Consider the following 18,511-nt stretch of genomic DNA (forward strand, 5'->3'; position numbering starts at 1 on the left):
TCCACGCCCCCGCATGGGGGCGACGGCGCCTGCGCGACGACCTGACCGGTCTGTCCATCGTTTCTTTCCACTCCCCCGCATGGGGGGCGACGGCCTGCGCCCGCGTGCTCTCGTCGGCTCTCGTCATGTTTCTATCCACGCCCCCGCGTGGGGGGCGACGGAAAGGTCGGAGGACGACTTGCCAAGGCTGACGTTTCTATCCACGCCCCCGCATGGGGGGGGCGACGGACTTAGCCACTGTGCTGCCCCCATTCCTCGGGTTTCTATCCACGCCCCCGCATGGGGGGCGACGTCGCCGCCATCGTCCGGATCGACCTGGTAGTAATTTCTATCCACGCCCCCGCGTGGGGGGCGACGTCAGCGCGGCAAGAAGTTCCGAACGGTGGGCGGTTTCTATCCACGCCCCCCGCGTGGGGGGCGACCACTGCTACGCCATGCGCCTTGCCGGCACGCGGATGTTTCTATCCACGCCCCCGCGTGGGGGGCGACCGGCTACCGCGAGCGCGATCGACAGGATCGACTTGTTTCTATCCACGCCCCCGCGTGGGGGGCGACCTTACAGCCCGCAAAGAACTGCCATCGCCGCATGGTTTCTATCCACGCCCCCGCGTGGGGGGCGACGATCTCGGAAACCGGGATCGCCTCTGCCCCGCTGTTTCTATCCACGCCCCCGCGTGGGGGGCGACTCGCGCACCTCGCTCGACCCGATCGGGTTCGCGCCGTTTCTATCCACGCCCCCGCGTGGGGGGCGACGTCAAGGTCATTCGCTAGCGGTGCGCCATCGCAATGTTTCTATCCACGCCCCCGCGTGGGGGGCGACCCTCCTCGGACCACGGCGTCCACTGCATGTCTTCGTTTCTATCCACGCCCCCGCGTGGGGGGCGACTCGCGCAGTACCTGCTCAACATCCGCTATCGGCAGTTTCTATCTACGCCCCCGCGTGGGGGGCGACCTGGAGTGTCGTGCTCATGGAGCCTCCTCCGGCGATGTTTCTATCCACGCCCCCGCGTGGGGGGCGACAGGTCCGTGGTGCCATGGAGGTCATGGAGTGGCTGTTTCTATCCACGCCCCCGCGTGGGGGGCGACTTTACACGGATGCCAACGCTTTCCCAGGCCCGGAGTTTCTATCCACGCCCCCGCGTGGGGGGCGACCCTTTTCAATAGACACGAGCGCGCGGGACAAGTGTGTTTCTATCCACGCCCCCGCGTGGGGGGCGACCATGCGGGGCCTCATGTCGTTCGCCTACACCGCCGTTTCTATCCACGCCCCCGCGTGGGGGGCGACCCGCTGGATCGGCGCTCGCTGGTACGTGGCAACTGCCAGTTTCTATCCACGCCCCCGCGTGGGGGGCGACGATGCGACACTATCTCGACGTCGCCAAGCCGGCGTTTCTATCCACGCCCCCGCGTGGGGGGCGACGGATTATAGCAGCGCAACCCGCGCAAAATGAACGAGTTTCTATCCACGCCCCCGTGAACGGAATTGCGTAGATGATGCGACGATGGCCGTGGTGCTTCGCGTGTTCCAGGGCGAAAGCGAGCGATGTCAGCGTCTTGCCGCCGCCGGTCGGAACCGTCAGAGTGAAGAGGCCGGGTGATAATGCAGCCTGCTCGCGGACATGGGCGAGGATCTCGCTGCGGCGACGGTTGACGTCGCTGGCGCTTCCGCCACCGCCTTCCATATGGGCGTCGAACTGGCGGAGCAGCCGCGGCAGGACGTCCGAAAGCGCCGGCCAGTCGCGGTCGACGATCACCCTTTCCACCGCGGCGTAGAAGCGCTCGGTGTCCTTGAAGTCGGCGTCGACGAGACAGGAAAAGAGCATCCGGCCCAGAAACGCGAGCTGGAACGCCGGTGCCACGCCACCACGTCGATCGCCCTTGAACGACGACGGCCACAGGTTTTCCCACGACACGGGCACCTCGTCGCGCCAGACGGGATCGAGCGTCGAGGGATCGTGCTCCGCCACGCGGTCGTTCAGCGCGCCGACAGCGTTGGAACGGTCGGGCAGTCCCGCGTGATGGCCTGCGACCGCGTAGGCCAGAAGATCGAGGATCAGCCGATCGGCAAACGTACTGCCCGGTGTCCGGTCACGCAGCACCGCCGCGCCGGCCGTCGAATGATCGACCAGCGCCGTACTTCCGCGAAGCCTTGCCTGGAAAGCCGGCGTGTATTTGCCGAGGTCGTGCAGGCGACCGACGAGATTGCCGGCATGTTCGAACCCGAACGCGGCGGCGAAGCTCGATGCCAGATCGCCGACCGCACGCAGATGACCGGGCAGCGTCTGCCAACCGTCCTCGCTCGCGCCCTCGACCGAATGGGCATAGTGCATGTCCGAAGCCCCCCGGCCGGATGAACACAACCCAGAATGGCATGCCGGTTCAGGATGTCAACGACTGCGCCGGACCGAAGGCCTTCGCAGCACAGCCGGATCGGAACGGCGCGATCGTAACAGCGACGTATCGAAGATCCGCCCGCCGGCCCCCTCGTCATACGATCCGTACGGCGGCAGCCTTCAGGCTGGAGCTCGACCGCCCACTGGCCGGCTCAACCCTCGATGGCGTCGAGGAGCGCTTCGGCTTCCTTCAGGCGCTCTTCGGCCGTCTCGCTCTTGCATTCGCGTACGAGCCGCGTTCCCGACCAGCGCAGGCCGCGGCCGGGCTTGCCGAGACGCTTCTGCACGCGTTCGGCATCCTTGCCACCGAAGCTTGCCGCCACCGCCTTCGGCCCACCGTCCAGCGCGCGCACGGCGAGCGATTGGCAGCGAAGGCGCATCGTGGCGAGCGCGAACTGCGTCTCCAGCGCCTGCGGCATCGCGCCGAAGCGATCCTCGATCTCCGAGCGCAGCGCCTTCAGCCCCGACAGGTCCTCGATGCGTTCGAGGAGGATCGCGAGCTCGATGCGAAGATCCGGTTCCGGCACGTAGTCCGCCGGGATCGACGCGCGAGCGCCGAGATCGACGGTCGGGCGCCATTCGTCCGGAGCGGTGCGGTCGTCGCGGGCAAGCGCCAGCGCGCGCTCCAGCGTGCGCCGGTAGAGCCCGATGCCGATGGTCTGGAGATGGCCGGCCTGTTCGTCGCCCAGAAGCTCGCCGGTTCCGCGCAGATCGAGATCGCGCCCGGCAATGTCGAAGCCGGCACCGAGCGAGGAGAGTTCCTCGATCGCGATCAGCCGCTTCTTCGCGCCTTCGCTCAGTTCCTCGTCCGGGTCGGTCGCGAAGACGACGGTCCCGCGCCGCGTCGCACGGCCGACGCGACCGCGAAGCTGATGGAGCTGAGACAGGCCGAACCGGTCGGGTCGCCAGACGATCATCGTGTTGGCGCGCGGCACGTCGAGACCGCTTTCGAGGATGCCGGTGGCAAGCAGCACGTCGCCCTCGCCTCGCGAAAAGGCGAGCATCGCCTCGTCGATGGCGTCGGGCTCCATCTTGCCGTGCAACGCGCGCACTTCGAGTTCCGGCGCGATCGCCTGCAGCCGGTCCTCCATCGCATCGAGATCCTCGATGCGCGGGCAGACGACGAAGCTCTGGCCGCCGCGCTTGCGCTCCGTGCGCAGTGCCTCGCCGACCTTTTCCGCATCGAACGGCCCGACCATCGTCTTCACCGGTCGCCGGCTCACCGGCGCCGTCGCGACGATGCTGACGTCGTGCAGGCCGACGAACCCCGCCTGAAGCGTGCGGGGAATGGGCGTCGCCGTCATCGTCAGCACGTGAAGCTCGTCGGCGAGCGAGCGCATGCGCTGCTTCTGCTCGGCGCCGAAGCGCTGCTCCTCGTCGATGACGACGAGAGCGAGATCGGTGAAGGAGACATCGTCGGAAAGGACCGCATGGGAGCCGACGACGATCTGCACGCTCCCGTCGGCCAGCCCCGCCTTCGCCTCCTCGGCCTCCTCCTTGTCCGCAAGCCTGGAAAGCCTGGCGACGGATACGCCCTGCGGCGCGAACCGTTCGGAAAACGTGCGGAAATGCTGCTGCGCGAGCACGGTCGTCGGTGCGACGACCGCGACCTGCTTGCCCGCGAAGACCGCCGCGGCCGCCGCGCGCAGCGCAACTTCCGTCTTGCCGTAGCCGACGTCGCCGCACACCAGCCGGTCCATCGGCCGGCCGGATGCGAGATCGTCGAGGACGGCCGCCGTCGCGCTCGCCTGATCCTTGGTCATCTCGAAGGCAAAGCGCGCACAGAACCGCTCGTAGCGCGCCCGGTCAGGCTCGAGCCGGCTCGCCTTCGCCTCCTGCCGCGCCTTCAGCAGCTCGACCATGCGCTCCGCGGTATCGGAGATCGCCGTCATGATCTCGTCGCGCCGCTTCAACCATTGCTTGCCTTTCAGCCGGTCGAGCTTGACCTGCGAGGCGGGACCGCCGTAGCGCCAGAGCGCGGCGATGTCGGACATCGGCACGAGCAGCGTATCGTCATCGGCATAGCGCAGGCTGAGCGCCTCGCCGTCGTCGATGGTCTCGAGCCCATCGAGGATACCGAGGCCGTGGTCGAGGTGGACGACGACGTCGCCGATCGCGAACACCTCGTCGCCTTCGGCGAAGAGCTCCGGTTCCGCACTGGCGCCGCCGTCGGCACGCTGCCCGGCGAGATCGCGCAGGCAGACGATCGCGATCCGATCGTCGTGCGCCAAGAAGCCTTCCGTCACCGGCGCTTCGAGGACGAGAAGATCGCCCGGCTCTGCATCGAGCACCTCCGCCCAACTCGCGACCGCGCGGGTCTCGCGCTTCAGCATCCGCGCCGCACGGCCGGCGGCCGTGCGAAGCTCGCGGCGATCGCTTCCGGCGACGACGACCCGGTAGCCCTTCCCGGCAAGCGGCTCCGCAAAGTCTGCGAACGCACGGTAGGGGTGCTTTTCGAGCGCGAAGACCGGGACGTTCGAAGAACGCTTGCCGGACGTGACGGTCGCGGAAAGCCGCGCGCCGACTTCGCGCGACCACGTCTCGCCGTCGAGGTGATCCTCGCGGATGGCCTTTGCATGGGTTTCGTCGACGGGCAGGTCGTCGAGGATGGCGAAGACTTCGCTCGCGCGGATGTCGGCGCGTTCCTCGAGGATGATCTCGCCGTCGGGCAGATGGTCGAAGAAAGACGCGGGCTCGGCGTAGTACCGGCAAAGGAACGACGGGGCATCGCCCTCCTCGTCTTCGTCGCCGGCCGGAAGGAACTCGCTCGCCGGGTCGATGATGAGCAGTTCGCTCTCGGCGACCGAGCGCTGGGTGGCGTCGTCGTAGGAGCGGATCGCCGTAACCGTCCCGTCCTCGTGCTCGACGCGGCAGGGCCGCGGTGCGGCGGCGGGAAACACCTCGATCACACGGCCGCGGATCGCCGCCTCGCCCGGTTCGTCGACGCGCTCGTCGAGGCGATATCCGAGCTTCAGCAGCGCCGTCTTCGTCTCTTCGAGGTCGATCGCCTCGCCGACCCGGATTTCGAGATGCGTCCCGCGAAGGGCTTCGCGCGGCGGCACGCGCCGGATCAGCGCGGCCGGCGTGGTCACCACGACGGAGGGCCGGTGGTCGGCATCCATCAGCCAGCGCAGCGTCGCCGTGCGCCCGCCCATCGCCGCGGCACCGGGCTCGATGCCGTCGCCCGGGTAGCCTTCGACCGCGGGAAACTGGGCAACCTCGCCCCCGCCGAGCAGCACGTCCAGCATCCCGGCGATCTCCCGGCGTCGCCTGCCGGTGGACGCCACATAGACCAGCGGCCCGGACTCTTCCGCGCGCATGTGCCGTGCGATCATCGCGGCGACGGCGCCGACCGGCTGCAGCGGAGAGAGTTCCTCCGCCGTTTCCTTGGCTGAGTCGAGGGTAGCGGTCTTGAGCATGGCGCTTTTCGTTCTCTGAAGTACGGGCCCCAGCAACGCGCCGGCACCCCGGAACGATCCATGCGCGATCGACCGCTGACGCTCCTGTGATGGGAAAAGCGGAGATCGCCGCCGTCAACCCGTCGGGCGCAGGCGCTCGCGATCGGCTTCCGGCACGCCGGGAAGGAAGCGCACGACGTCGCGTCCCCCGCTTGCCGCAAGCGCCTTGACGCCGACATCGGCGTGGTGCGTGAGGTAGATCGACTGGCCGGAAAGGCCGAGCGTGCGCATTTCACCGCAGGCGGCTTCGGTGCGGTAGTCGTCGAAGCTCTCGAAGATGTCGTCGGCAAGAAACGGGCAGGCCGGCAGGCTTGCCACGCGGGCGCGGTAGGCGGCAATCCTCAGCGCGAAATAAAGCTGCATGCGGGTGCCCTCGGACATTTCCTCCGCGCGACGCACGGCATCGTCCTCCACGCGGCGGGCGACGAGCACATCCTTGCCGTCACGCGCGCGCGAGGTCAGGTCGACGTAGCGTCCGCGGGTAAGCCGTGCGAAGGCTTCGCCCGCCACACGCATCATCTCGCTGCGGTTTTCGCGGCGATAGGCGTCGATGGCGTTGCGCGCGAGGGAAAGTCCCATGCGCCTGCGGGCATAGTCGAGAACGGTTTCCGTCAGGTCGCTCGAAAGGGCCGCCCGCTCGGCCTCGAGCTTCGCGACGGTATCGTCGCCACTGACGGATTCGAGATTGCGCCGGGCGGCGCCGAAGGCTTCCGAGGCTGCGTTGCGGCGCTCGCGGGTCTCGGCGATCTCGCCTTCGAGCCGGGCCAGCGCGCCTTCGAGATCCATCTCGAAGAACGTCGCCGCGACGTCGAGCGGAGCGCTCTCCTCGCCTGCGAGCTTTTCGTGCAGTGCGCGTTCCTTGCCGGCCTTTTCGGTGCGCAGCGCCGTCGCCTCGCGCGCCGTCGAAACGACCCTTTCGAGTTCGGCCATGCCTTCCGTCGCGATCGTCTCGGGAAAGCGCTCGCGAAGGCGTTCGATCGTCGCGGCGGCCTCGGCGCGTTCGGTCTCCGTCTTCCCGATCTGATCGCGAAGCGACGCGATGGTCTTCACGAGCTCCGCGTCGCGCTTTTGCGCATGGTGCGCATCGGCCAGGCGTTGCCGCAGCGTCCGTTCCACGTCGAGCGCTGCCTGCACCCGGCCGACGAAGGCCTGCGGCCCGTCATCCCCGGTCGGCTCGTCGAAGGGGGCGGTGGGAAACGAAAGGCGGCCGGCGAGTCGCTGCAGCGCCTCGACGAAGGCGTGCCCGTCGCGGTGCATCTCCCGCACGCGGTGGCCGACCTCGCGCCAGTCCTGCCCCTTGCGAGAGATCTCGGCAAGGACGCCGAGCGCGGCACGGGGATCGGCGATGCCATGGTCTTCGGGAAGGCGGCGCCGCATCGTTTCCGTCCAGAGCGCCTGTGCATCGGCGAGCTCCGCCGCCGCGCTTTCGCGTTCGTTCGCGCGCCGGTCCCGTTCGCGGCCTGCCTCTTCGAGGGCCCGCTCGGCATCCCGGCGGCGTTCCGTCGCCCGGCCGTGCGCTTCCAGCCGTTCGGCCGCGACGGCGAGCGTCCGGGCATCCGGCAGGCCCTGAAGATCCGGCATCAGCCGGCGAACCTCCTCCCCGGCTTCCTCCCGCCGATCGAGAAGCGCAGCCTGCGCTTCACGCTCATGGAAAAGGCGCAGCTCCTCGCGCCGTGCGGTCTCTGCCTGCTGCAACCACGAGACGAGGTCCTCGCGTCGCGTCCCGGCAGGAAGGCCGAGCCCTTCGAGCGTTTCGAGATGGTCCGTTTGCGCGCGCTCGACGTTCGCAAGCGCGCTCTCCGCCCGCTCGGCCGCGGCCTTCCTCAATTCGCGCCTTTCCTCGAGGTCGCGGCGCATCGCCTTCACCGAACCCAGATCGGCGGCCCGTTCGAAACGCACGGCCTCGACCCCGTCGTGCCGCCTCATCTCTTCGGCAAAGGCATCGGCGCTCGTCGCATCGAGCGTTTCGCGATGGTGCCGCCATGCCACGTCGCGCCGCGTCCCGCTCGCCTCGGCGTCGACGGCCTCGTGACCGATTCCCGCTTCGAGCGTCGCAAGCGCGTGCTCGCGCTCGACGATCGCAGCATCGATCTCGCGCAAGGCCGTCTCGGCGTTGCGCTGCTCACCGATGCATTCGGCATGGCGCTCCGCCGCCGCGCGTACCGCTGACGGCGTCCAGTCGGTCTCCGGCACCATCGTCACCGCACGGCCGGCGAGCGCGAGCCCGGCAAGCGCTTCCTCGGCCGCCGCCCGCCGATGCGCGATCGCCGTTTCGGCCCGCTCCGCGGCGGCTGCGATGTCCGCAAGCCCGAGCAGACGCAGCCGATCGACCGTCGCCTCCTCCAGTTCGGCGAGGGTCGGGTCCCGCGAACGCTCTTCGCCCAGCCGATCGAGGCGCGCAGTCGCGAGCCCTTCCTCCTCCTGTGCGGTGGTCAGACGCGTTTCCGCCTCGCCAAGCTGTCCCTGCGCCGCGCGAAGGCTTTCGATATCCTCGCCGGTCAGCACCAGACGGTCGTCGAGCCGGCCATCCGGCTGAGACACGATCGTCGCAAGCCGGCGCGCCATGTCGGCTTCGAGTTCTCGCTCACGTTCGAAGCGGCGCTGGTAATGGTTCACCGTACCTTCGGCGGTGCTGCGCAAGGGTTCGAGCGCGGCGATCCGTTCGGCGTGTTCGACCACCGGCTCGTCGAGCAGGAGACCCGCGCGTTCGGCCCCCGCACGCTCGATCTCTTCATGCCTTCCGGCGATCGCGCTGTCGGCGGCGGCCACCTTGCCGGCGAGCGTCGAAAGCAGCGGTGCGTCCGGCTCTTCCGGCCAGTCCGGATACCCCGCGAAATCGCGTTCGAGCCGCGTCGAAAGCGCGACGATCGTCCGGCCGAGATCGCGGATCTCGATGCGTCGGCGCGTCTCGCGGTCATCCGCTTCGAGCCGGCGCAGCTCGTCTTCGCAGGCCTTGCGGGCGGAGGCGGCCTCGTCGTGCTCGCGCTTCAGCCGGTCGTAGTCGCGCGGCGTCACCTCCGCGGCGCGGATCTGCCCCTCGACCGTCTTCAGCGCGCGCTTGATCTGCGGCACGCGCTGGTTCTTACCGCCCGGCAGGAAAAGCGCACGCGCCGCCTCGTCCTCCGCGTCGAGCGAGGAGGAAAGGTGCGAAAGTCCGGCATGGGCCGCGAAAAGCAGCCGACCGGCCTCGCCGCCGGCGCGGCGGATGTCGTCCGCCCCCTCGATCACGCTGTGCCGGTCGAGCGAGAAGATCGTCCGGTACTCCGCCTCGTCCAGACCGGCCAGCGCGCCGGCGAAGAAGTCGTCCGGCAGGCGTTCGCCATGGGCGTCGAGAAGCGCGTTGCCCGCCTTGATGCGCCGTACGACCGTATTGGGCCGGCCCGGCAGATCCTCGATTTCCGCGCCGATCTCGAGATCGGACCCATGCAGGAAGGCGTAGGTTTCCACGTCCTGGCGTGGAAAGCGGAAGAGAAGTCGCAGCACGGCATTGAGAAAGGTCGTCTTGCCCGCCTCGTTGAGGCCGTAGACCACGTGGAAATCCGGCTCGCCTTCGGGCGGTTTCTCACCGAAATCCACGACGTGGTCCGTAAAATGGCCGAAGCGCGTGAGATGCAGCCGGCGCAGCCTCATCCCTCCGCCTCCGGCGTGCCGGCAAGCGTGGCGGAAACCGCTTCGATCGCCTCGTGCGCCATCGCCTCCACCATGGCGTCGAGCGCCGCCTCGTCGGGCACCAGCGCACGGCGTTCCGAAGGGGCAAGCAGATCGAGGCTCTCCTCCAGGATCGCGCGCAGGCGATGGTGCGTCGCTTCCCGCGGTGCCGCCGCGCGCATCGCCCCGACGATCTCGCCGACGGGGCCTTCGTCCATCGGGCCGGACGCGCGTGCCGTCGTCACGAATTCCAGCCCTTCGACCCATGCCCATTCGAGTTCGCGCACCCCTTCGTGGATGCGCTCGCGCCACAGTTCCTCGTGGTGGCGCAGCGCGCGCAGCGTCGCCGCCTCGCCGGTGACACGAATGCGCACGACCAGCACCTGGTCCAGGTGCAGCGCCGCCTCCCCGCACGCCTCGACCGCCCGACGCGCGAGCCGTGCGAAATCCACGACGTCGTCCGCGCCGATCGCGACCTCCACCGTCTCGAAGACCACTTCAGCCGTCGGCACCGCATTGACCTCGTCGATCGCGCCGTCACGAATGACGATCTCGCTTACCGATTTCATGCCGGTTTCGTTGATGTGCCGGCCCTGCGGCGCACCGGGCATGACGACCCACGGCCCACGCGCATGGATCGTGCGTCCGTGGATGTGGCCGAGCGCCCAGTAGTCGTAGCCGTGCGCGACGAGTTCTTCCGGCGTGCACGGCGCGTATGGATCGTGCGCGGCCGAACCGGCGAGCGACGTATGAAGAAGGCCGATATTGAGTGCGCTTCTCGCCGGCGCGGGATAACGGCCGACGAGCGAGCCCGGCGCGTCGCGCCCCTCGTAGCTCAGGCCGTGGACGTGGATCGGCCCTTGCGCACCCAGCCCCTTGATCTCGGCGCTCCCGCCTTCCGGCCCGAAGATCGTGACGTTTGCCGGCAGCGGCAATCGACCGGTCGCCGGGTTGGCGTGGTCGTGGTTGCCGTAGATCATGAAGACGGCGACGCCCGCTTCGTCGAGCCGTTCCATCTGGCGTGCGAAATGGGCGAGCGTGTTCACGCTCTGCACCGTCCGGTCGAACGTGTCGCCGGCCAGAAGCAGCGCCTTCACGTCATGGTCGATGCAGTGGCGCACGAGCCGCTCCAGCGCGCCGCGCGAGGCTGTCGCCACCCGTTCGCGAAGTTCGGGATCGCGCATCGCCAGCGCGCGCAGGGGCGCGTCGAGATGCAGATCGGCACTGTGCAGGAGACGCACGCTCATCCGGTGAATCTAGAGCCTTTCAGGTTTATACGGAAACGCTCTGCGAAGGGTTCGACCGTGCCGCTCTCCCGTTCGGCGGGCAAACGAGTCACTGGCTCGTTTGCTTTTCCGCCTCACTGTCGGCGATCTTGCCCGATGAACCACATCGCGCTGCGATCGCCTTCGCGTGGGAAACTGGCACGATCGAACAGAGCGCTTCCGTATAAACCTGAAAGACTCTAATCATCCGTGCAGTCGAAGCGCGAGGCCGGCGAAGCGCGCGTGCCCGCCATCCACAGCTTCCTCGTCGTTTTGGGACGGGACTGCGGTTAGGCGGGTCGATGAAGCCGCTCGCACCGGAAGCCTTCAACTCGCCTCGCGCATTTCCTCCGCTGCCTGCAGGTCGACGGAAACGAGCTGGGAGACGCCCTGCTCGGCCATGGTCACGCCGAAGAGGCGGTTCATGCGCGCCATGGTGATCGGGTTGTGGGTGATGATGACGAAACGCGTCTCGGTGGAGCGGGCCATTTCGTCCATCAAATTGCAGTAGCGCTCAACATTGTAGTCGTCGAGCGGCGCGTCCACCTCGTCGAGCACGCAGATCGGCGCCGGGTTCGTCAGGAAGACCGCGAAGATCAGCGCCATCGCCGTCAGCGCCTGCTCGCCGCCCGAAAGCAGGGTCATCGTCTGCGGCTTCTTGCCGGGCGGCCGCGCGAGGATTTCGAGCCCGGCCTCCAGCGGATCGTCGGATTCGACGAGCTGCAGCTCGGCGGTGCCACCGCCGAAGAGGTGCTCGAAGAGCCGGCGGAACTCGCGATCGACCACCGTGAAGGCCGAAAGGAGGCGCTCGCGGCCCTCGCGGTTCAATTCCTGGATCGCGCCGCGCAGCTTGCGGGTCGCGGCGATCACGTCCTCGCGCTCGGCGACGATGCCGGAAAGACGTTCGGCAAGCTCCGCCTGCTCCTCTTCCGCGCGCAGGTTCACCGCGCCGAGCCGTTCGCGATCGAGCTTGAGACGTTCGAGGTCGCGCTCGATGCGTGCGGGATCGGGAAGGGCGGCGTCGGGATCGAGGCCGGCCTGCCGGATGGCTTCGTGGGGGGCGCAGTTCAGCACCTCGCGGATGCGCGTCTCGGCTTGCGCGCGGCGGTCGCGCGCACCGAGGAGCCGCTCCTCGATCCGCCCGCGTTCCTCCCGTGCGCTCGAAAGGGCCGCCAGTGCCTCGCTCGCCGCTTTGTCGCCGGCGCGCTGGCGCTCTTCCACGGTCGCCAGCGTATCCGCCGCCTGCTTGCGGGCCTTCTCCGCTTCCTCGATCTCGCGAAGGAGACGCCGGCGGCGGGCGTCGATTTCGGCCGGCGCGTCTTCCATCGCCGCCAGTTCCTCGCGCGCCTCCTTTTCTCGGGCGCGCAGCGAGGCGATATGCTTTTCGGCCCCGGCGGCCCGATCGCGCCAGGTCGTGCGTTCGCGAGCGATCGCCTGCAGGCGGTTGCGCCGACCGGCGATCTCGCGCTCCTGCCCGTCGCGCGCAGCCCGCGCTTCGGAAAGCGCGCTTCGCTCTTCGGCGAGGTGCCTGCTCGCCGCGGCCAGGCGTTCGTCGAGCGTGCCGATTTCGGGACAGGCATCGAGCGCTTTCCCCGCCGCGATGCGCTCGGCCTCGGCATCCGCGATCTGGCCGGAAAGCTGCGCCAGCGCCTCGTCGACGACGGCACGGCGGCTGGCGATCTCTCCGGCGGCGCGTTCGGCCGCGGCATAAGCTTCGCGTGCCGTGGCGAGCGCCGCGCTCGCCTGCCGCATCCGCTCGCGCGCGTTCCGGCGCTCCTCCTCGGCTGCCGTCGCGGCACGTTGCGCTTCGGCCAGTTCGCCTTCGGCCCGGTTTACCGCGCCGACAGCCTGCTCGCCCGCCCGTTCGAGATCGGCGAGCCGGTTCTTCTGTTCGAGCCGCAGGGCGGCGGCCGTCTTCGCGTGGGCTCCGGCAACGTAGCCGTCCCACCGCCAGAGCGCACCGGCGCGCGAAACGAGGCATTGCCCCGTCTTCAACGCCGCCTGCATCCCGGCGCCATCCTCGACGACGCCGACCTGCGCCAGCCGGCGGGCGAGTTCCGGCGGCGCCTCGACGCATTCGGCAAGCGCCCGGACCCCCTCCGGCAAGTTCGGATCGCCATCGGCGACACCGAGATCGCGCCAGTGCGCCGGCGCACGTTCGTCCGCCGGCAGGTCGAGATCGTCGCCGAGGGCGGCACCGAGCGCAGCCTCGAAACCCGGCTCCACCCGGATGCGATCGACCACCGGCGGACCGTTCGCATGGCTCCCGCCGGCATTCAGCATGCGGGTGATCGTGCGCGCCTCGGTCTCGATTTCCTTCTGCGCGGTGCGCGCCTGCTCGAGCGGACTGCGCCGGGCGGCCTCCTCCGTGCGTGCGGCCTCGAGCGCGGCATCCGCATCGCCGACGCGCGTTTCGGCAGCCGCAAGTTCGCTTTCGCCCGCTTCGACGGCACGCTGCTTTTCCCCGGGATCCGGCAGGCTTTCCATCTTGCCGGAAAGCGCATCGCGCTCGCCGCTCGCCTCGTCGTGACGCGCGCGAAGCTTCGCGAGACGCCCCTCGCGCTCACGCAGCGTTTCGGCATGGCGGCTGCGATTGGCCGCCGCCTCGGCGCGTTCTGCCGTCAACGCAGCGTGTCCTCGCTCGCTTTCGCTCACCCGTTCGCCGGCCGCATCGTAGGCGCGCTTCGCCTCGGCGAGCCGTTCGTCCGCGCCTTCGAGCCTGCGTTGCAGATGCCGCTCTTCGTCGTCGAGCTTGGCAAGGGCTTCGCCATTGTCGGCGACGAGGCGTTCCTCGCGCGCGACGTCCTCGCCCGTATGTTTTAGTCGCCGTTCGCATTCGGCCTTGCGCGCGGCGAGCCGCTCCGTCTCCTCGTCGAGATGCTGGCGGGCGATCGTCAGGCGCTGCAGGGCGGCGGCCGCTTCGGCGTCCCGCTCGCGTCTTTCGGGCACCTCGCGCGCGGCGATCGCCTGTTCCTTCGCCGCCGCGATCTGGCGCTGCGCGGCCTCGGCGACGCTTCCCGTCGCCTGCGTCAGGGCGGTCTCGGCCTGCGCGGTCGCCGTCGTCGCCTCGTGCCAGCGCACGTGAAGCAGCGTCGCGTCCGCCTTGCGGATCTCCGCCGACAGTGCTTTGAAGCGGTTGGCCTGACGCGCCTGTCGCTTCAGGCTGTCGATCTGGCTTTCCAGTTCGCCCGTGACGTCGTCGAGGCGCGAAAGATTGCCCTCGGCCGCCTTCAGGCGGAGTTCCGCCTCGTGGCGCCGGCTGTGCAGGCCGGAAATGCCGGCGGCCTCCTCCAGAAGCTGGCGCCGCGCGGAAGGCTTCGCCTGGATCAGTTCGCCGATGCGGCCCTGACCGACCATCGAGGGCGAGCGGGCGCCCGTCGCCGCGTCGGCGAAGAGAAGCTGCACGTCCCGTGCGCGCGCCTCGCGGCCGTTGATGCGGTAGACCGAACCCGCCTCGCGTTCGATGCGGCGGGTGACCTGGATCTCGTCGGCATCGTTGAAGGCGGCCGGCGCATTGCGCGTGGAATTGTCGAGGAAGAGGCCGACCTCGGCCGTGTTGCGCTTCGCCCGGTTGCCCGATCCGTTGAAGATGACGTCGTCCATGCCGGACGCGCGCATGTTCTTGTAGGAGTTCTCCCCCATCACCCAGCGCATCGCCTCGACGAGGTTCGACTTGCCGCAGCCGTTCGGCCCGACGACGCCGGTCAACCCGCGCTCGATCTGGAAATCGGTCGCGTCGACGAAGGACTTGAAGCCGAGAAGGCGCAGCTTCGTGAACTTCATCGCCGCCACTCCGGAGGCGACGCGCCACGAACGCAAACGGCCGGACGCACGCGCCCGGCCGTTCGTACGGGAATGTCGGAACCCTTACTTGGCCTTGTCGAGGATCGACGACATCTGATCAACGGTCATGAACCCTTCGTACTTCTTGCCGTCGATGAAGAAGGTCGGCGTCGCGGAGACATCGAATTCCTGCGCCGCGTTGTTGCGTTCGTCGAATATATCGCTGACGAGCTTCTGGTTCGTCAAGCAATCGCGAAACTTGTCCTCAGAAAGTCCGGCGAGCTTGGAAATACGCATCAGCGTCTGCTTGGGCTCCTTGGCCGAAGGCAGCGCCCACTGGTCCCACTGCTCGTAGAGCACGGAAATCATCGGGTAGTACTGGTCCGCCGGCACGCAGCGCGCCAACGCGCTGGCCGCGGCACCGCGCGGGTCCTGCTTCGGCGAGAAGAGCGGGAACAGCCGGCCGATATACTTCACCTTGCCGGTGTCGATGTATTTCTTCTTGATGCCGTCGAGGGTCTTGTTCTCGAAGTCGCGGCAGTGCGGGCACGTCATCGAGAAATACTCGACCATCGTGATCGGCGCGTCCTTGGACCCCATCACCCGGTCATCGAGCGTATGGGTCGAGACGACCTTGTCCATGTCGACGTTGCCGGCGGGCTTCGGCGCCTGCCCGGCATCCTCGGTCGCGGCGGTGACGATCGGGTCGACGCCGGAAGGCGTGTGGTCGGTGCCGGCGGCGAAGGCGGCTCCGGCAAACGTCGTCAGGCCGAAGAGCGCGGCGAAGAGGCCGGTGGCGGTACGCGCGAGGAAGCGGGTGGACTTTGGCATCGTTCGTTTTTTCCTTGCCGATCGAAGTCGTTCACGGATAGCCCGCGTGCCGGCCGAGAACAAGGCCGGCAGGTGGTCGCAGCCTCACATCGGTGTTATTCGCACCTGCCGTTCGAAGGTGCCGTTCGCAGGGCGTCATCTCTGCCGCCATTCGCAGGGTGTCAGTCGCCGGTGCCGCGCTCGCCGATCACGCCGCGGCCGAGACGCTCCAGCGAAGCCCTCAGCCCATCGTCCTCCACGCCTTCCAGCATGGCGTCGAGACGCACCTTTTCCCTTTCGGCGAGGGGGCGCACCCGAGCGCGGCGAAGCGCGGCGCCGGGTGCGGCCGAAACGGGCTTCTGGACGATGCGGACCCGATCGATCGCCGGAAAGCCGAAAAAGACGTTCACCCGCCGGATCAGATCGTCCGTGGCATGGGCGAGGTAGAGCGCGCGGGCACTCTCGCAGGCGACCGTCAGCACGCCAGGTTCGCCGCCGCCCTCGCCGGGATCGATCTCGCGGCGGCGCCGGTCCCACCGGATGCGTTCGGGCCGCGTGCAATCGGCGAAATCGGCGCCGGCGATCTCATCCCACGCGCCGAGAAGCACGGTGTTGATGCCGGCGCGCTTGGCGAGCACCGGGTCGATCATCGCGTTGGCGATCTCGCTGATCTGCCGCACGCCGCCGCGACGCCCGCTTCCGGCACGCTGACGATGCTGGTTCATGGCGCGTTCGCGCTCGTGCGCTCGCCGGGCGGGATCGGCGCGGCGGGACCGGTGGCGATGCTCGTCGCCAGCATCAGAAGACCGGAGACGAAGAGCGCGTCGATCAAGTCCTGGCCGAACATGATGTTGAAGGAACCGGTGATCGCGTAGGTGAAGAACAGGAACAGCGCAAAGGTGATGCGCATGCGGAAGCGTTCGTCGCGCGGGGCGGCGAAGGCGATCGCAAGCGGCGAGAAGAGCAGCATCGCCGTGACGATGACGCCGAGGATGCCCGCGTCGATACCGGCGGTCAGGAAGCCGTTGTGAAAATGGGTGACGCGCGTCTTCGCGTAGCGCTGGGGCTCGCCGGCCGGCGTTTTCACGGGAATGCGCACCCGGTCGATGATGTCGTGGCGATGGTTGGCGCCGAAGCCGAAGACCGGCCGTTCGGAAAACGCCTGCGCGCCCGCGCTCCACAGCGCCATGCGGATCGAGAGGGAGTCCTCCGGCACGGTGCCCTGGAACACGGCATGCACGTCGTTGACGAGCATCGATATGCGGTCGCGCTCGTGCGCGTAGCCGAAGATCACGAAGACGGCGAGGAGGACGCCCGAACACACGACCAACCGCTTGCGAAGACGTCCGCTGCGCGAGGAGACGAGGAACCAGATGGCGAAGACGAGATTGACGAAGAAGACCGGCCACACGGTGCGCGTGCCGGAAAGCGCCAGACCGAGGCTGCAGGCGAAGAACCCGGCCACGGCGTAGGCCGCCATGCGCACGCTGGCACCGCGCAGGTTGAGAAGGCCGACGAAACCGACGAAGACGCAGATCATGGCGAAGGGAAAGGCGTTGCCCGCTCCCGCGGCGATGCGCGAGGCGCCCGTGAAGTACTGAACGCCCATGATCGGCAGCGCGAGGAGCCCGCATAGGGGTGCCGCGCGCACGAAAAGCATGAAGTAGTCCACCTTCGCCGCCGCGCGCAGCCGCGGTATGACGAGCAGCGGCGAGAGGTACATCAGCGGCTTCGTCGCCGGCCCGAGCCCGGCCAGGCTTTCGGCATGGCCGGCTATCGACGCCAGCATGACCACCGTATACAACACCGCCGGAACCACGACCCAGCGGTCGGTCGGCGCGTAGCGCATGCGAAACCGGCCCATGCCGAGCGAGATGAGCGCCCATACGTCGCTGATGACGAGCATCACCGAAATCGTCGAGCCGCCCGCCGCCGGCAGTGCAGCCAAAAGCTGGACGAATATGCGGTTGTTCTCGGCGATCGTCGGCAGCCGCATGCGCCGGCGCGGCGTCTTCGGTTCGCCTCCCGCGGTCGTAGCCGTCACCTCCCGGACTTCGACGGCTTCGACGTCGTGATGCCCGGAACCCTTACTCCCGCTGATCGCCTTGTCGCGTGGTACGACCGTCATCACCGAGACCTTCCATGGCGCGTCGCGCCGCGCGACCGCCGTGCCGGCATCATGCCGGACCCCTACCGCGTCTGGCTGTCGGAGATCATGCTTCAACAGACGAGCGTACGTGCCGTGAAACCTTACTTCGCGGCCTTTGTCCAGAGGTGGCCGCGGGTCGGCGACCTCGCCTCGGCGGACGAAACGGAGGTTCTCGGCGCCTGGGCCGGGCTCGGCTACTATTCGCGCGCCCGCAACCTGAAGCGGTGCGCGGAGACCATCGCGGTTGCCCATGGCGGCATCTTTCCCGACACGGCGGCGGGGCTGCGCGCCCTGCCCGGCATCGGCGCCTATACCGCGGCGGCGATCGCCGCGATCGCGTTCGACCGGCCGGAACCGGTCGTCGACGGCAATGTCGAACGCGTGACGACGCGCCTCTTTGCAATCGAGACGCCGCTGCCGCGGGCGAAACCGGAAATCGGCGAGCGCGTGGCCGAACTGACGCCCGACGCGCGTCCAGGGGATTTCGCGCAGGCCATGATGGACCTTGGCGCCACCATCTGCACGCCGCGGCGGCCGGCATGCGCCATCTGCCCGCTCAACGCGGATTGCGCGGCGCTCGCCACGATGGACCCCGAGACCCTGCCCCGAAAGGCGCCGAAGAAGGAAAAGCCGGCGCGGCGCGGCGCGGCCTTCGTCGCCATCGACGGGACGGGTGCCGTCTACCTTACGCGGCGTCCCGACAAGGGCCTGCTTGCCGGCATGGCGCAGGTGCCGACGACCGGCTGGACCTCGCGTCTCGATGGCGACACGACGGTTGCGGCAGCCCCCTTCGAGGCGGCCTGGCACCGGTCCGGAACGATCGAGCACGTCTTCACGCACTTTTCGTTACGCCTCGACATATTCGGCGCTGAACTCGTGCGGCGACCGGAAACCGCCGAAGGATGGTGGTCCCCGCCCGAGCGCGTCGGCGACGAGGCCCTGCCGACCGTGATGAAGAAGGCGATCGCCGCCGCCTTCCCCGATACCTTCCGCCGATAGGTGCCA

8 protein-coding genes, 1 pseudogene and 1 CRISPR repeat array are annotated in these 18,511 nt (G+C 68.6%); of the genes and pseudogenes, 1 reads left to right on the forward strand and 8 read right to left on the reverse strand.

Annotated elements, in window-relative coordinates; translation table 11 throughout:
- Nucleotides 1-457 precede the first annotated feature (457 nt).
- A CRISPR array of direct repeats spans nucleotides 458-1,420; the repeat unit is 32 nt; unit sequence GTTTCTATCCACGCCCCCGCGTGGGGGGCGAC.
- 421 nt (nucleotides 1,421-1,841) lie between these two features.
- The 8 genes and pseudogenes from FJU11_RS18835 to FJU11_RS08915 form a co-directional block, all read right to left on the reverse strand.
- A pseudogene (locus FJU11_RS18835) lies at nucleotides 1,842-2,330 on the reverse strand (CRISPR-associated endonuclease Cas3''); the annotation flags it as partial.
- A 215-nt stretch (nucleotides 2,331-2,545) separates the two neighbouring features.
- The gene (locus tag FJU11_RS08885; protein ID WP_141166689.1) at nucleotides 2,546-5,812 is read right to left on the reverse strand and encodes a DEAD/DEAH box helicase; all 3,267 of its coding nucleotides are present in this window, start codon (nucleotides 5,810-5,812) and stop codon (nucleotides 2,546-2,548) included.
- 114 nt (nucleotides 5,813-5,926) lie between these two features.
- Complete coding sequence (locus tag FJU11_RS08890; protein WP_181408110.1) at nucleotides 5,927-9,481, reverse strand: AAA family ATPase; 3,555 nt, start codon at nucleotides 9,479-9,481, stop codon at nucleotides 5,927-5,929.
- A complete protein-coding gene (locus FJU11_RS08895; protein WP_141166691.1) occupies nucleotides 9,478-10,746 on the reverse strand; it encodes a metallophosphoesterase family protein in 1,269 nt (422 codons plus the stop codon). Before FJU11_RS08895 ends, FJU11_RS08890 begins: the two co-directional genes overlap by 4 nt.
- 345 nt (nucleotides 10,747-11,091) lie before the next feature.
- Complete coding sequence (smc, locus tag FJU11_RS08900; RefSeq protein WP_141166692.1) at nucleotides 11,092-14,547, reverse strand: chromosome segregation protein SMC; 3,456 nt, start codon at nucleotides 14,545-14,547, stop codon at nucleotides 11,092-11,094.
- 84 nt (nucleotides 14,548-14,631) lie between these two features.
- Nucleotides 14,632-15,378 (reverse strand): DsbA family protein, encoded by a 747-nt coding sequence (locus tag FJU11_RS08905; protein WP_141166693.1) that lies wholly within the window; start codon nucleotides 15,376-15,378, stop codon nucleotides 14,632-14,634.
- A gap of 161 nt (nucleotides 15,379-15,539) precedes the next feature.
- A complete protein-coding gene (locus FJU11_RS08910; protein WP_141166694.1) occupies nucleotides 15,540-16,082 on the reverse strand; it encodes a DUF721 domain-containing protein in 543 nt (180 codons plus the stop codon).
- Nucleotides 16,079-17,485, reverse strand: a complete 1,407-nt coding sequence (locus FJU11_RS08915; RefSeq protein ID WP_141166695.1) for an O-antigen ligase family protein — start codon at nucleotides 17,483-17,485, stop codon at nucleotides 16,079-16,081. Before FJU11_RS08915 ends, FJU11_RS08910 begins: the two co-directional genes overlap by 4 nt.
- Between FJU11_RS08915 and mutY the strand changes: the two genes are divergently transcribed.
- The gene (gene mutY / locus FJU11_RS08920) at nucleotides 17,432-18,505 is read left to right on the forward strand and encodes an A/G-specific adenine glycosylase (protein ID WP_141166696.1); all 1,074 of its coding nucleotides are present in this window, start codon (nucleotides 17,432-17,434) and stop codon (nucleotides 18,503-18,505) included. The two genes, FJU11_RS08915 and mutY, sit on opposite strands and share 54 nt — an antisense overlap.
- The last annotated feature ends 6 nt before the right edge of the window (nucleotides 18,506-18,511 follow it).

Source organism: Pararhizobium mangrovi, from assembly GCF_006516965.1.
Taxonomy (GTDB): domain Bacteria; phylum Pseudomonadota; class Alphaproteobacteria; order Rhizobiales; family Rhizobiaceae; genus Pararhizobium_B; species Pararhizobium_B mangrovi.

What these genes read in the sequence shown, in the direction of transcription:
- FJU11_RS08885 (WP_141166689.1), bottom strand. Translation starts at nt 5,812, where the DNA reads ATGCTCAAGACCGCTACCCTCGACTCAGCCAAGGAAACGGCGGAGGAA.
- FJU11_RS08910 (WP_141166694.1), bottom strand. Translation starts at nt 16,082, where the DNA reads ATGAACCAGCATCGTCAGCGTGCCGGAAGCGGGCGTCGCGGCGGCGTG.
- mutY (WP_141166696.1), top strand. Translation starts at nt 17,432, where the DNA reads ATGCCCGGAACCCTTACTCCCGCTGATCGCCTTGTCGCGTGGTACGAC.
- smc (WP_141166692.1), bottom strand. Translation starts at nt 14,547, where the DNA reads ATGAAGTTCACGAAGCTGCGCCTTCTCGGCTTCAAGTCCTTCGTCGAC.
- FJU11_RS08890 (WP_181408110.1), bottom strand. Translation starts at nt 9,481, where the DNA reads ATGAGGCTGCGCCGGCTGCATCTCACGCGCTTCGGCCATTTTACGGAC.
- FJU11_RS08915 (WP_141166695.1), bottom strand. Translation starts at nt 17,485, where the DNA reads ATGACGGTCGTACCACGCGACAAGGCGATCAGCGGGAGTAAGGGTTCC.
- FJU11_RS08895 (WP_141166691.1), bottom strand. Translation starts at nt 10,746, where the DNA reads ATGAGCGTGCGTCTCCTGCACAGTGCCGATCTGCATCTCGACGCGCCC.
- FJU11_RS08905 (WP_141166693.1), bottom strand. Translation starts at nt 15,378, where the DNA reads ATGCCAAAGTCCACCCGCTTCCTCGCGCGTACCGCCACCGGCCTCTTC.